This is a genomic window from Thermobispora bispora DSM 43833 (assembly GCF_000092645.1).
GTDB lineage: Bacteria > Actinomycetota > Actinomycetes > Streptosporangiales > Streptosporangiaceae > Thermobispora > Thermobispora bispora.
Genome location: NC_014165.1, coordinates 2024527 through 2038411, shown reverse-complemented (window position 1 = coordinate 2038411; position 13885 = coordinate 2024527). Strand labels below are relative to the sequence as shown.

Genomic DNA, 13885 nt, shown 5'->3' with positions numbered 1-13885 from the left:
AGGCCGTCCCGTGGCGGCAGGGCTCAGGAGTCGCCGGTCCGCTTCGCGACGAGCGCCACGGTGCGGTACGGCATCGTCACGGCGCCGCCCAGCGTGTCGATGGCGGCCCCGACCTCGGCGAGCACCTGCGCCAGGCGGTCCGCCGGGAGCCGGGTGAGCAGGCCGGTGGTGGGCAGGAGGTCCAGCAACTCGTCGCGGGTGTGGGTCTGCTCCCGGTCGAACCGCCACCGCTGGGGCTCACCGAACGCGCCGGCGCGGCGGATCCCCTCGGCGAACCGGTCGAACAGCCGGGCCGCGATGTCCATGGCCTGGCCCGGCGGGGGAAGGGTGACCGGCGCGTCGGGCACCACCCGCCGGTAGGCCGACGTGAAGGCCTCCCCGACGGCGGGCGGCAGGTCGAAGACGTGCGCGAAGATCGCGAGCAGGCCGCCGGGGCGCAGCACGCGGGCGGCCTTGGCCGCTCCGGCGACCGGGTCGACCCAGTGCCAGGCCTGGGCCGCGATGACCGCGTCGAAGGTCCGGCCGGCGGGGTCCCAGGACTCGAACGTCGCCACCTCGACCTCGATCCCCGTGCGCCGGGCGTGGCCGGCCATCCGCGCGTCGGGGTCGACGCCCAGCACCGTGCAGCCGGCCGCCCGGAACTGCCGGGCCGCGATGCCGGTGCCGCAGCCGACGTCCAGGACGTCGGGGCCGGGGCTGGCGGCGACGATCCGCTCCACCAGGGCGTCGGGGTAGCGGGGGCGGGCCCGGTCGTAGCGCTCGGGGTCCACCCCGAACGACTCCGCCACCTGCCGGGCCGTGTGAGGATCGTTAGAGGAGGGAAACGATGGCTCGCGCGGGGAAGTGGGCATGCGCCCACTCTAGTGGGCGCTCGCCCACTCCCAGCCGCGGTTTCGCCCAGAGGAGAAAGGGAGGACACGCAGGGTGCCGACCGGGGTGGCGCTCCGCGAGGTGCGGAAGCTGTTGTTCGACGCGGCAGAGCGCGTGCTGCTCAGGGACGGGCCGAGCGGGCTGACCAGCCGCGCGGTCACCACCGAGGCGGGCTGTGCCAAGGGCGTCCTGCACCGGCACTTCCCCGACTTCGACGCCTTCCTGGCGGAGTTCGTGCTCGACCGCGCGCAGCGCATGGACGAGCAGGCCGCGGCCCTGCGGCACGCCGCCGGGACCGGCACCGTGGCGGGCAACCTCACCGACGCGCTGACGGCGCTGTTCCGCTCCGTCGCCGTGGCGATCGTCCCGCTCGTCACCTACCGGGATGAGCTGCGGGCCCGCCTGCGCACGGCATGGCCGGCCGGCGTCCCCGTGCTGACGGAGGCGTGCACCATGATCGCCTCCTACCTCGCCGCAGAGCGCGACCTGGGCCGCATCGCCCCCGAGGCCGACGTCGAGGCGCTCGCCCCGATGCTGATCGGGACCGCGCACCTGATGTTCGCCGACCGGACCGGGACCCCGCCGGAGGCGGAGGCCGTCCGCGCGATGGTGGACTCGATCATCGGTGGGGTGCTCCGCGACACGCAGGGCTGACGCGGGCCGTCACCGGACCGTCCGCTCCCCCGGCGCGCATCGCGGCCCCGCGCCCCCGCCCGCTACGGCGAGACAGGACGACCTCGCCCCGGGACATGGCCCGGCCCGCGGAGCGAGGGGCGCGTGGGCGGAAGGGCCGTCAACCGCGGCGCCGTGGCCGCGAGCGGTCCTCCGATCGGGCGCGATCTCCGGCTCGGCCTCAGCCGGCGGGCCCGGTGGTCAGGCGCGGGACGCGGCAGCGCGGTACAGGGCGCTGCCCTTCCGCCACTCGTTGAACGACAGCTGCCAGAAGCCCCAGCCGTTGTTCCACTCCAGCTGCCGGTCCGTGCCCACGATCTTCACCACGTCGCCCCGGTGGAAGTTGTCGTAGAACCACTTGGCGTCGTCGGGGTGGGCGTTGATGCAGCCGTGGCTCACGTTGGCCCGCCCCTGCGCCCACACCGACCACGGCGCGGCGTGGACGTACTCGCCGCTGTTGGAGATGCGGACGGCGTGGTTGACCTCCATCTTGTAGTAGTCGGGATCGCCGGGCTTCCGGTTCGGGGAGATCATGGTGACCGGGTTGCCGCGTTCCATGGTCAGGTGGATCCCGCTGGTGGTCGTGTACTCGCGGGTGGTCGCCTTACCCGCGCTGATCTTCATGACCCGCATCACCTTGCCGTCCCGCTTGACGACCATGGTGTGGGTCTTGACGTTGACCGTGCTGATCCACGCGGCCCCGATGTTGATGGTCGTGGTGGTGTTCTTGACCCCGTACATGCCCGGCCCGCCGCGGACGCCGACGAGGTTCGCGGTGAACTTCACCTTCTGGTGGGCGGGCCAGAACTTCTCCGGCCGGTAGATGACGAGCCGGTCGTTGATCCACCGCCAGGCGCCCCGGACGGGCTTCTCCGCGGTGACCTTGAGGGCGCGTTCGACCGCGGCCTTGTCGACCACGGGCCGGTTGAACGTGACCATGATCGGCATGCCGACCCCGACGACCTCGCCCTTGATGTTCGGGGTCACATCGGCCACGTAGAGCTCGTACTTGGGCTTGAGCGTGTTGAACTGGCTGGTGACCGTGGCGGGGCCGCCCTCACCGCGGGCCGTGGCCGAGACCGTGTACGTGCTGCCCGGCTTGAGCGGCTCCTTGGAGACCCAGGTCGTACGGGCCCGGTTGAAGGCACCCTTGACGATCTTGCCCCCGCTCTGCACGGTGACCTGCTCGAGCGAGCCGTTCGCCGCGGTGACGACGACCTTGCGGTCCGGGCGGACCTCGGTCCCCTTGGCCGGGCTGATCTTGATCAGTGGCGTCGGCTTGGGGGGTTCACCGCCGGCGTTCCGCGCCTCTCCGCTCGACCCGTTGGAGCATGCCGACAGCGCCGTGACCATGGCCACGGCCACCCCCGCGATCGGCAGCCTCAAACGAGTGACAGGGTTCACCGCTCTCTCCTCATGGGCGCGCAAAGCGCTAATCAAAACTCTATTGGGGAATGCCGATTATTGCGGGCATTCATCCCTTGACCTGGTCACAGTTGTATCGCCATACGGTAGAAGATCACTGTACAGAGGCTGAATGACGATCGAGTGACCAGGTCACGCCGGGCGGTACGGCCCCGCCCGGCAGGGTTCCGGGAGACGGCCGGGCGGAATCCGGAACGATCACGCGAATACCACCCGGGGTGGCCACCACCCCGGTGGACGCCGTCCCGACGGTGGCAAGCATGGTGCCGGCGCAGGTGCCGATCCGGGCGACGGTCCGGCGACACCGCGCCGCCGGGCGCCCGCCCGGGCCGGCCGGGGCGGTGACGCTCCTCTCGAATCGGCCCGGCCCCACGACGGCGGCACCGCGAAGGCCCCGGCATCAACGGCCACGGCACCCGGCGCTGCGCGCCGCGCCCGGTGCTGCCCCGCGACATCGGCGAGGTGCCACCGTACGCCGCCCGTCATCGGGCGCGCAACCGGTGGGTGAGCCCGGTGTAGCGGCGGCCCGCCCCCTTGGTCCGCACCGCCTGCCAGATCGCCCGTCTCGACCCCACGATGACCACGAGCCGCTTCGCCCGGGTGATCGCGGTGTAGAGCAGGTTGCGCTGCAGCATCATCCACGCGCTGGTCGCCAGCGGGATCACCACCGCCGGATACTCGCTCCCCTGTGAGCGGTGGATGCTCACCGCGTACGCGTGGGCCAGCTCGTCCAGCTCGTCGAAGGAGTAGTCCACGCTCTCGTCCTCGTCGGTGCGGACGGTGAGCGTGCTCTCCTCCAGGGAGATGTCGGTGACCACGCCGACCGTGCCGTTGAACACCCCGGCCGCGCCCTTGTCGTAGTTGTTGCGGAGCTGGGTGACCTTGTCGCCCACGCGGAACACCCGCCCGCCGTACCGGCGCTCGGGGACGCCCTCCCGGTACGGGGTGAGCGCCTCCTGCAGGGCGACGTTGAGCGCGGCGGCCCCGGCGACGCCCCGGTGCATCGGGACGAGCACCTGCACGTCCCGCCGCGGGTCGAGCCCGAACCTGGCCGGGATGCGCCGGGCCACAACGTCGACGGTGAGCCTGGCGATCTCCTCGGGGTCCTCGGCCGGGAACAGGAAGAAGTCCGGGAACTCCCGCACCAGGGGCGGCTTGCCGGAGTTCACCCGGTGCGCGTTGACCACCACCCCGGACTCCTGGGCCTGGCGGAAGATCCGCGTCAGCCGTACCCGGGGGATCTCCGGGGCGGCGAGCAGGTCCCGCAGCACCTCGCCCGCGCCGACCGAGGGGAGCTGGTCCACGTCGCCGACGAACAGCAGGTGGGCCCCCTTCGGCACGGCCTTGGCGAGCTTGTTGGCGAGCAGCAGGTCGAGCATGGAGGCCTCGTCGACCACGACGAGGTCGGCGTCGAGCGGGTTGTCCCGGTCGAAGGAGGCGTCCCCGCCGGGCCTGAGCTGGAGCAGGCGGTGCACGGTGGTGGCCTCGTGCCCGGTGAGCTCGGCGAGCCGCTTCGCCGCCCGCCCGGTGGGGGCGGCGAGCACGACCTTGGCCCGTTTGGCCCGCGCCAGCATGACGATTGACCGGACGGTGAAGCTCTTGCCGCACCCCGGCCCGCCGGTGAGGATCGCGACCTTCTCGGTGAGCGCGAGCCGTACGGCCTCGGCCTGCTCGGGGGCGAGCCGGGCGCCGCCGGTCCGGGCGTGGAGCCAGTCGAACGCCGCGTCCCAGTCGACGTTCGCGAACGCCGCGAGCCGGTCGCGATCGGCGGTGAGGAGCCCGCGCAAGGTGGCGGCCAGGGACTGCTCCGCCCGGTGGAACGGCACCAGGTAGATGGCGGGGATGGCGCTCTCCCCGTTCTCCCCGGCCGGGATGTCCTCGCGGATCACGCCCTCCTCGGCGATCAGCTCCTCCAGGCACTTCGCGGCCAGGTCCTGCGGCACGTCGAGGATCTTGACCGCCTCGGCGATCAGGTTCGGGGCCGGCAGGTAGCAGTGGCCGTTGTCGGCCGCCTGGGAGAGCGTGTAGCGCAGGCCGGCCTTGACCCGGCCCGGGCTGTCGTGCGGGATCCCGATCGACCGGGCGATCGCGTCGGCGGTCTTGAACCCGATGCCCCACACCTCGTCCGCGAGCCGGTACGGCTCATTGCGCACCACGTTGATCGACGCCTCGCCGTACTGCTTGAAGATGCGGACCGCGATCGAGGTGGACACGCCCACGCCCTGGAGGAAGACCATCACCTCCTTGATGATCTTCTGCTCCTCCCAGGCGTCGGCGATCATCTTCATCCGCTTGGGGCCGAGCCCGGGGACCTCGGTGAGCCGCTCGGGCTCCTCCTCGATCACCCGCAGCGTGTCGGTGCCGAAGTGGTTGACGATCCGCTCGGCCATCTTCGGGCCGATGCCCTTGATCAGGCCGGAGCCGAGGTAGCGCTGGATGCCCTGGATGGTCGCCGGCAGCAGGGTCGTGTACGACCACACCTCGAACTGCCGGCCGTACCGCGGGTGGGTGGTCCACCGCCCGGTCAGCAGCAGCGATTCGCCGACCTGGGCGCCGAGGAGCGGCCCGACGACGGTGAGCAGCTCCTTGTCCGAGCGCTCGGTGGCGAGCCGGGCGATCGTGTAACCGGTCTCCTCGTTGACGTACGTGATCCGTTCGAGGGTCCCTTTCAACGTGACGCCGTTCGGTTTGTTCCTCTCGGAACCCTCCAATCCCACACCCACCCCGCAAGCGGCTCGGCCCAACCGCGATGCAAGTCTGATCAGCTCTTACATCCGCGTAGCTTTACACAATAAATCCATCACCGACACGCCCGATCCCCTTGGTGGCGCCGGGGAACGCTGCCTGCCCCTCCGCGGGAGCTGGTGCATCGCGTCGCCGGTCGCGGTCCGCGCGCCTGTGCGCAGGAGCCGTGGCAAGAAGAGATCCCGGTCGAGCCGGGTCATGGCGCGGTCTGCACGATCGTGATCGGGTTGCGCAATGCCGGGGTTGCGATACGCAGGGTGATGAGCGGCCGCTCATGTAGGCCGCCCCGGGTCGTTGGCCGCCTGTCCGGCCGATCCGACCGGATTGTGAAGCCGGAGGCCCAGGGTGAGGGACAGAAGTTCATCGCGATTCATGGATGAGAAAGGCCTCGTACTTAGCCTGAAGGTTGTCAGGACTTCAGGTGAGAATCAGGGCTTCCCTCATGCCCGAGGCCAGCACGGACTACAGGCGCATCGGCGAGAACATCCGGCGCGCGCGGCGTTATCGGGGCAAGAGCCTGGAGGAGCTTGCCGGGCTCATCGGCCGATCCAAGAGCTGGCTCTCCCGGGTGGAGAACGGGCTCATCCCGCTGGAGAAGAGGATCGACATCGCGCGGATCGCGGACGCGCTGCAGGTCTCCACGGACGATCTTCTCGGCGAGGCCACCACGGCAATCCCCAGGGTGCGGCATCACGGCGACGTCATGCGCATCAGGGAGGTACTGCTCGACTCCTCCCTCACCTCCCCGCTGGACGTACCGGCCCGGCCGGTGGCGCAGCTGGCCGCGGACTGGGAAGGCCCCATCTTCACCGCCCGGCAGAAGTCCGACCACGCCACCCTGTGCCGGGTGCTGCCGGACGTGATCGCCGAGCTGCACGTGCACGTGGCCGCGGGCGATGAGCGCGACAAGACGACGGCGCTGCGGCTGCTGGTCGATGTCTGCAGCGCTACGGCCTTCCTGCTCCGCCACAACGGGCAGATCGATCTCGCGTGGATCGCCGCGGACCGGGCTGCCCAGGCCGCGGCCATTCTGGGTGATCCGGTGTGGATCGGCGCCGCGTGCTTCGCCCAGGCGCACGCCCGTCCTTCGGTCGCGCGGTACCGTGCGTTCCGCCTTGTCGCAGCTGCCGCGGATGCCGTGCAGCCTCACCTGGGTGATGATCGGACGGCTCATGAGGTGTACGGCATGCTCCGCCTGTCGGCCGCGTTGGCGGCCACGATCGATGGCGACCATGCCACGGCCCGCGCGCATGCCGACGAGGCACAGGAAGTCGCTGATCGCCTTGGCGACCGCGTCGGCGCCTGGCAGTGGTTCGGCCCTTCGAACGTGGGCACCTGGCGGTGTCTGCTGGCCGTCGAGGCGGGCCGGCCGGAGCAGGCGCTCCAGTTCGGCGCGAGCGTGAATCCGAAAGCGCTGGCCAGCCGCGGGCGGGAGTCCTCCCTGCACATAGAGCTGGCTCGGGCGCATGCCATGCTCGGGCACACCAGGGAGTGCGTTGCGGAGCTGCGCATCGCGGAGCGGCTTTCGCCCATGCGCGTGTACCACAACCCGCTGGTCCGCGAACTGGTGTCCGCGCAGCTGGAGCGGGCGCGCCGTGATGCGGGCGGCCGGGAGCTGCGGGGCCTGGCCCATCGGATGGGTGTGATCTGACAAGGTTTCCGTCACGCAACGCCGGGGCGGGGTGCCGGCCCTACCGTCTCATGGGTGTGACAGTACGTCGTGTCGCGACCACGCTACGTCACCGAATCGGCATGGCCGTGTCATTCGGGCCTCGGAGGTACGACCCATGACCGAACCTGTCCCGCCTGCAGGTCGCCACACCAGCGGTCCCCCGCGGGGATGGCGGATCTGGATTCCGGATGCGGGCCGGTACTGGGCGACCCGGATCCGGCCGTTCCCCCCGGCCGCGGAGCCTCCGGCGCGTCGCACCGGACGTCCGCGGACGTTCCCGGCAGGCCGCCGTATGCGAGGGGGCACCGATCCCCGCACCCCGGTGATGGCCTGCGGTCAGGCCTTCCCGGAACCTACGGAGGGCGGCGAACCGCTGTCAACGGAATTCCCCGCGGCCCGGGGCGATCGCCCCGGAGCGCCGTGCCCCGGCGCTAGCCTGGTGCGATCGTCACACGGGAGGTTGCCTGCATGGTTCTGGAGAGCACGGCTCGCGCGCTGCTGCGCAGGCTGGCCGAGGAGCAGGCCCGGTCGCGGGTCCCGTCCCTGGTGGCGGCGATCGTCCGGGACGGGGAGATCGCCTGGTTCGGCGCCCGGGGGCGGGCCGGCGGCGAACGGCCGGGCCAGGACACCCAGTACCGGATCGGCTCGATCACCAAGACCTTCATCGCCGTCGCCGTGCTGCGCCTGCGCGATGAGGGCCTGATCGACCTGCTCGACCCCCTGGACAAGCACGTGCCGGGCACGCCGGTCGGCGAGGTGACGATCGCGCAGCTCCTCTCCCACACCGGCGGGCTGACCGCGGAGCCGCCCGGTGAGTGGTGGGAGCGCACGCCCGGGGTGCCCGTCTCCGACCTGCTCGCGTCGCTCGGGCCGGAGACGGCCCGGCACCGCCCCGGCCGCCGGTACCACTACTCCAACCTCGGCTACGCCCTGCTCGGCGAGGTCGTGGCCCGCAAGCGGTCGGCGCCCTGGGAGCAGGTCATCCGGGAGGAGATCCTCGAACCGCTCGGGATGCGGGACACCACGCCACGGCCGCGGCCTCCGCACGCGACCGGGTACGCGGTCCACCCGTGGGCGGACGTGCTGCTGCCCGAGCCGGAGCACGACCACGCGGGCATGGCCCCGGCCGGTCAGCTCTGGTCCACCGCGGGCGACCTGGCGCGGTGGGCGGCGTTCCTGCTCGGCGACACCCGGGGTGTGCTGAAGCCGGAGACGCTCGCCGAGATGCGGGAGCCGGTCACGGTCGAGGACGGTGACGCCTGGACCACCGGGTACGGCCTCGGGCTGCAGCTCATCCGGCACCGCGGGCCGCAGGGCGCCCGCCGGCTGTCCGGGCACGGCGGTTCGATGCCGGGGTTCCTCGCCTCGCTGTGGACGGACCCGTCCGACGGCGTCGCCGTGGTCTGGCTCGCCAACACCACCTCGGGCGTGCGCGCGTCGCTCGCGACGGACCTGCTCGACATCCTCGCCGAGCACGAGCCGCCGCTCCCCGCCGAGTGGGAGCCCGTCCAGGTCGACCCCGATGTGCTGGAGCTGACCGGCCAGTGGTACTGGGGCCCGGCCGCGTACGTGCTGCGCGCCCTGCCGGGCCGCGGGCTGTCGCTCACCCCGCTGAGCGGCCAGGGCCGGGCGTCGCGGTTCGTCCCCCAGCCGGACGGCACCTGGCTCGGCCTGGACGGCTACTACGCGGGCGAGACGCTCCGGGTGGTCCGCTCTCCCAAGGGAGTGCATCTGGAGCTCAATACGTTCATCTTCAGCCGCGAGCCGTACGACCCGTCCGCCCCCATACCCGGCGGAGTCGACCCTTTGGGCTGGCGGTGACCAACGCCTCGGCCTGGTAGATCCCGGACGCGGGTGCCGCGCCGTACGCCGGGCCGCCGGAATGTGACGCAGGTCTCATGGCGGCCCGGTACGGCCCGCGGATCGCCGGTGGTCGCGGGTCATCGCGCCGCCCTACCACCAACCGGTCAGACAAAACCCTACTTGTCATCACTTGACCGGTTTGTACCCATCTAATACCTTCGAGACAACTAAGTGCATGACTGACCGTTTCTTGGTCATCGGAGTACATCCACTTGGGACCACGGCAGGCGCCCGACAAGGGCCGTCCGTCAGCCGCCGCATCCGCCTCCCGGCGGAGCCGGGGACCCCACCGATCCCGGGGCGAATCGGCATGAGGCCGTAGGGCGAACTCCCAGCCCGCCCCCACCCGGTCGGCGGCATGGAAGCAAGGGAGAACGACCCTGATCATGCATTCCCGCAAGATCCGCCTGAGTGCCGTCCTGCTCGGTGGTGCCCTCATCACCGGCGCCCTCTCCGTTCCCGTGCACGCCAAGGTCAGCGAGGCGACCTCGGCAGAGCAGGTGAGAACGGTCCAGGCCGAGGACAGCGACGCGACGCGCGCCCAGTCCCTGGCGGAGATCGCCCGCACCCTGCCCAAGGTCGGACCGTCCGACGTCCTCAAGCTCGCCGAGAGCCAGATCGGCATCCGGGAGAACAGCCTGGGCGGCGGGACCAAGTTCCACGAATGGTACATGTCGACCGACCGCGCCCGGGAGACCGTCGCCCGCGACGGCGGCGCCATCCACCACTACGCGAACGCCCCCTGGTGCGACATGTTCGTCTCCTGGGTCGGCGACCAGCTCGGCATCCGGCCCGTCATGGGCGCCGACGCCTACACGGTCGAGCACGCCAAGTGGTTCGAGCGCCACGGCCGGTGGGGAACCGAGCCCAAGCCGGGCGCCGTGGTGTTCTTCGACTGGAGCGGCAAGAAGACCATCGACGGCATCGACCACGTCGGCTTCGTCGTCGCGGACAACGGCAACGGCACGATCACCACGATCGAGGGCAACACCGACGCCGGCGCGGTCGAGAAGCGGATCCGGCCCACCTGGCAGGTGGTGGGCTACGGCTACCCGTACTACACCGCCCCGTAGACCCTCCCGGGATGATCGCGCGCCCCGGCCCGGGCATCCTCCTCCCACGGGCCGGGGCGCGCGCCTTTTCCGCACCACGACGCGGTCCCCGGGCCGGATGACCCCGGCCACCCGGCGGCTCGGACACGACATTCCACCGTTCCACCGGCGGATGCCCGCTTTCCGCCCGGCCGCGCCGTGCCGTACCGTCTGCGAGCACCGCCCCCGCGCACGCCCGGACCCGGGACGGAGCAGTGGCCCGGCATCGCTATCGTCGTGACGGCGCAAACCACGACACACATCGCCGGGCGCCGCCCACCGCTCGTCCCCGCCTCGCGGCGGGCGGTGCCGGCGGGTTCGGCGCGGCACTTGAGGATGTCAGGAGGGACCGTGGACCTCGATCGGACTGGGCTGCCGGGCATCGGGCTTCAGCACGTGCTCACCACCGAGCGCGGACGCCAGATCGGCGTGATCTCCCACCACACCGGCCGCCGCGATCTGGTGATCTTCGACAAGGACGACCCGGACACCACCCTCGCCACGGTGGTCCTCACCCCCGAAGAGGCCAACGTGCTCGCCGAGCTCCTCGGCACCGGCCGGATCGTGGAGCGCCTCAACGAGCTGCACCGGCAGGTAGAAGGCCTGGTCACCCGGAAGATCCCCATAGAGGCGGGGTCACCCTACGACGGCCGTTCGCTCGGCGACACCCGCACCCGCTCCCGGACCGGCGCGTCCATCGTCGCCGTCGTCCGCAGGCACGAAGTGATCGCCAGCCCGCGCCCCGACTTCCTCCTCCAAGCCGGTGACGTCGTGGTCGTCGTCGGCACCGAGGAGGGAACCTCAGCCGCGGCCGAGATCTTGCAAACCGGGTGACCACGCATGGCAGTCAAGCTGATCGAACTAGGGGCCATCGTTCTCGTCCTGGGCCTGATCGGCGCGCTCGCGGTCAGGTTCTCCGTGTCGGCCATCCCGCTGTACCTGCTCGCCGGGCTCGCGTTCGGCACCGGCGGGATCCTCCCCCTCACCACGAGCGAGGAGTTCATCGAGATCGGCGCCGAGGTGGGCGTGATCCTGCTGCTCTTCACCCTCGGCCTCGAATACACCGCCGACGAGCTGGTCGGCACATTGCGCACCTCGGCCCCGGTGGGGTTGCTCGACCTCGTCCTGAACGCCGCCCCCGGCGTCATCATCGCGTTGCTGCTCGGCTGGGGGCCGGTCATGGCCGTCGTCCTGGGCGGCGTCACCTACGTCACGTCATCCGGCATCACGGCCAAGGTGCTGGGCGACCTGGGCTGGCTGGGCAACCGGGAGACCCCCGCGGTGCTCTCGATCCTCGTGTTCGAGGACCTCACCATGGCCGTCTACCTGCCGATCGTCACCGCGCTGCTCGCCGGCGCCGGGCTCGTCAAGGGCGCGGTCAGCCTCGCCGTGGCGGCCATCACGATCACCGTGATCCTCTACGTCGCGCTCCGGCACGGCCACAAGGTCGAGCGGTTCATCGCCAGCCCGTCGGATGAGGTGCTGCTGCTGAAGGTGTTCGGCCTCACCCTGCTGGTGGCCGGGCTGGCGCAGGCCCTCCAGGTCTCCGCCGCGGTGGGCGCGTTCCTCGTCGGCATCGCCCTGTCCGGTCCGCTGGCGCACCAGGCCCGCCAGCTGCTCACCCCCCTGCGCGACCTGTTCGCCGCGGTGTTCTTCGTCTTCTTCGGCCTCCACACCGACCCGACCCAGCTTCCCCCGGTCCTCGGCGCCGCGGCCCTGCTCGCCGTCCTCGGCGTGCTCACCAAGGCGGCCACCGGGTGGTTCGCCGCCAAGCGCGCCGGTGTCTCGATCAAGGGCCGGCTGCGCGCCGGCGCCGCGCTCGTCCCCCGGGGCGAGTTCAACATCGTCATCGCCGGTCTCGCGGCCACCGCGGGCAGCGCCCACCCGCAGCTCGGCCCGCTGGCCGCCGCCTATGTGCTCATCCTCGCCGTCGCCGGCCCGCTCCTCGCCCGTACGGCGGAGCCGCTGGGCCGGTGGCTCACCAAGCGCGCCGGTGGCGGCACGCCCGGTCCGAGCGACGGCTCGGCCACCGGCGCGGTCCGGGAGGAGTCGCAGTCCGCACCGGTGTGACGGTCCACCGGCCGCCCCACCGGGGAGCCCTGGGACGGCCGGGGATCCGGTCCGCCCGCCATCGCGCGCCATCGAACGCCCGGTGGCGGCCGGACCAGGCGGGGAGCCGGGCCACCGCTCCCGGTGAGCCCGCCGGTGCACGGGATCCCGGGCATCCCGGGATCGGCCTCCCGCCCGGCCCGGCTACTCGATCCGGGCGATCACATCGCCCTGCCGTACCACGGTGCCCTCCTCGACCAGCAGACGGATCACCCCCGAGGCAGGGGCGGGCACCTCCACGTCGACCTTGTCCACGGCGACCTCGGCGATCAGGTCGCCCTCCCGGACCGGCTGCCCGTCCGAGGCGAACCAGGTGGAGACCACCCCTTCGGCCCGGGGGTCGTTCTCGGAGATGACGGGGAACGGCACGTCGGTCATGCGCTCACCAGCCGGCGCACCGCGTCGCGGATCCGGTCCGGGGTCGGCAGGACCGCCTGCTCCAGGGACCGGGCATACGGGATCGGGACATCGGGCACGCACACCCGGGCGGCCGGGGCGCGCAGCAGGGTCGGGTCGTGCTCGGCGACGCGGGCGATGACCTCCCCGGACACCCCGTAGGAGAGGTAGTCCTCGTCGACCACCAGCAGCCGGCCGGTGCGGGCGACGGACTCCAGGATCGTCTCGGTGTCCAGCGGCACCAGGCTGCGCAGGTCGATCACCTCGCAGCTGATCCCCTCCTCCGCCAGCTCCTCGGCGACGTCGAGCGCGTGGTGCACCGAGAGCGCCAGCGTCACGATGGTCACGTCCGTCCCCGGCCGGGCGATCGCCGCCTTGCCGATGGGCACCTGGTAGTCCCCCTCCGGCACGGGCCCGACCGCGCGCCGGCTCTTGGCCATCCACGGCAGGCCCAGCACGCCCTTGTGGAACAGGTAGACCACCGGGTTGTCGTCGCGGATCGCCGAGATCATCAGCCCCTTGGCGTCCGCGGGGGTGCTGGGGACCACGACCTTCATGCCGGGCAGGTGCGCGAACGTGCCCCACAGGCACTGCGAGTGCTGGGCGCCGTCCGAGTAGCCGCCGCCCACCGCCGCGGTCAGCACCATGGGCACCTTCACGTTGCCGCCCGACTCGAAGTGGATCTTGGCCATGTGGTTGTAGATCTGGTCCATGCAGACGCCGAAGAAGTCGACGAACATCAGCTCCGCGATCGGGCGCATGCCCTCGACCGCGGCGCCGATGGCGGCCCCGATGAACGCGGTCTCCGAGATCGGGGTGTCGATGACGCGCTCCGGGCCGAACCGCTCCAGCAGGCCGGCGGTGGAGCTGAAGATGCCGCCGTAGGCGCCGACGTCTTCACCGAGGACGATGACGTTCTCGTCCCGTTCCATCTCCAGGGCGATGGCCTCGACCATGGCCTTGGCGGTGGTCAGCCTGCGCTGGACCTGGGCCGTTGAGGGCGCTGCGGTGCCGGTGACGGTCATGTTCTCTCCTTGCCGGG

General features: G+C 71.6%; 11 protein-coding genes. 6 read left to right on the top strand and 5 right to left on the bottom strand.

Annotation, left to right across the window (positions count from 1 at the left end; all coding sequences use genetic code 11):
• Positions 1-23: 23 nt before the first annotated feature.
• Complete coding sequence (locus TBIS_RS08755) at positions 24-851, bottom strand: class I SAM-dependent methyltransferase (protein ID WP_013132006.1); 828 nt, start codon at positions 849-851, stop codon at positions 24-26.
• Positions 852-924: 73 nt separating this feature from the next.
• Between TBIS_RS08755 and TBIS_RS08750 the strand changes: the two genes are divergently transcribed.
• Positions 925-1524 carry a TetR/AcrR family transcriptional regulator gene (locus tag TBIS_RS08750; RefSeq protein ID WP_013132005.1) on the top strand — a complete coding sequence of 200 codons (600 nt, stop codon included), beginning with the start codon at positions 925-927 and terminating at the stop codon, positions 1522-1524.
• Positions 1525-1743: 219 nt separating this feature from the next.
• Here the strand turns inward: TBIS_RS08750 and TBIS_RS08745 are convergent, their stop codons facing one another.
• Entirely contained in the window at positions 1744-2946 is a 1203-nt protein-coding gene (locus tag TBIS_RS08745; RefSeq protein ID WP_013132004.1) for a L,D-transpeptidase, read from the bottom strand.
• 503 nt (positions 2947-3449) lie between these two features.
• Positions 3450-5690 carry an SF1B family DNA helicase RecD2 gene (gene recD2 / locus TBIS_RS08740; RefSeq protein ID WP_013132003.1) on the bottom strand — a complete coding sequence of 747 codons (2241 nt, stop codon included), beginning with the start codon at positions 5688-5690 and terminating at the stop codon, positions 3450-3452.
• A gap of 464 nt (positions 5691-6154) precedes the next feature.
• On the opposite strand from recD2, the gene TBIS_RS08735 reads away from it, so the two are divergent.
• The 5 genes from TBIS_RS08735 (at position 6155) to TBIS_RS08715 (ending at position 12408) form a co-directional block, all read left to right on the top strand.
• Positions 6155-7363: a helix-turn-helix domain-containing protein gene (locus TBIS_RS08735; RefSeq protein WP_148231487.1), complete on the top strand. Its 1209-nt coding sequence runs from the start codon at positions 6155-6157 to the stop codon at positions 7361-7363.
• 489 nt (positions 7364-7852) lie between these two features.
• The gene (locus tag TBIS_RS08730) at positions 7853-9205 is read left to right on the top strand and encodes a serine hydrolase domain-containing protein (protein WP_013132001.1); all 1353 of its coding nucleotides are present in this window, start codon (positions 7853-7855) and stop codon (positions 9203-9205) included.
• A gap of 428 nt (positions 9206-9633) precedes the next feature.
• Positions 9634-10320, top strand: coding sequence for a CHAP domain-containing protein (locus tag TBIS_RS08725; RefSeq protein WP_013132000.1), 687 nt, complete (start codon positions 9634-9636; stop codon positions 10318-10320).
• Positions 10321-10689: 369 nt separating this feature from the next.
• Complete coding sequence (locus TBIS_RS08720; RefSeq protein WP_013131999.1) at positions 10690-11172, top strand: cation:proton antiporter regulatory subunit; 483 nt, start codon at positions 10690-10692, stop codon at positions 11170-11172.
• 6 nt (positions 11173-11178) lie between these two features.
• On the top strand, positions 11179-12408 hold the full coding sequence (locus TBIS_RS08715) for a cation:proton antiporter (protein ID WP_013131998.1): 1230 nt from the start codon (positions 11179-11181) through the stop codon (positions 12406-12408).
• Between the two features lie 183 nt (positions 12409-12591).
• Here the strand turns inward: TBIS_RS08715 and TBIS_RS08710 are convergent, their stop codons facing one another.
• Positions 12592-12825 (bottom strand): biotin/lipoyl-containing protein, encoded by a 234-nt coding sequence (locus TBIS_RS08710; RefSeq protein WP_013131997.1) that lies wholly within the window; start codon positions 12823-12825, stop codon positions 12592-12594.
• Positions 12822-13868 carry an alpha-ketoacid dehydrogenase subunit beta gene (locus tag TBIS_RS08705; RefSeq protein WP_013131996.1) on the bottom strand — a complete coding sequence of 349 codons (1047 nt, stop codon included), beginning with the start codon at positions 13866-13868 and terminating at the stop codon, positions 12822-12824. Before TBIS_RS08705 ends, TBIS_RS08710 begins: the two co-directional genes overlap by 4 nt.
• Positions 13869-13885: the final 17 nt, after the last annotated feature.

Excerpts from the sequence above, each read along its gene's own strand:
- TBIS_RS08755 (WP_013132006.1), bottom strand. The coding sequence starts at position 851 with ATGCCCACTTCCCCGCGCGAGCCATCGTTTCCCTCCTCTAACGATCCT.
- TBIS_RS08735 (WP_148231487.1), top strand. The coding sequence starts at position 6,155 with ATGCCCGAGGCCAGCACGGACTACAGGCGCATCGGCGAGAACATCCGG.
- TBIS_RS08730 (WP_013132001.1), top strand. The coding sequence starts at position 7,853 with ATGGTTCTGGAGAGCACGGCTCGCGCGCTGCTGCGCAGGCTGGCCGAG.
- TBIS_RS08725 (WP_013132000.1), top strand. The coding sequence starts at position 9,634 with ATGCATTCCCGCAAGATCCGCCTGAGTGCCGTCCTGCTCGGTGGTGCC.
- TBIS_RS08715 (WP_013131998.1), top strand. The coding sequence starts at position 11,179 with ATGGCAGTCAAGCTGATCGAACTAGGGGCCATCGTTCTCGTCCTGGGC.
- TBIS_RS08710 (WP_013131997.1), bottom strand. The coding sequence starts at position 12,825 with ATGACCGACGTGCCGTTCCCCGTCATCTCCGAGAACGACCCCCGGGCC.
- TBIS_RS08705 (WP_013131996.1), bottom strand. The coding sequence starts at position 13,868 with ATGACCGTCACCGGCACCGCAGCGCCCTCAACGGCCCAGGTCCAGCGC.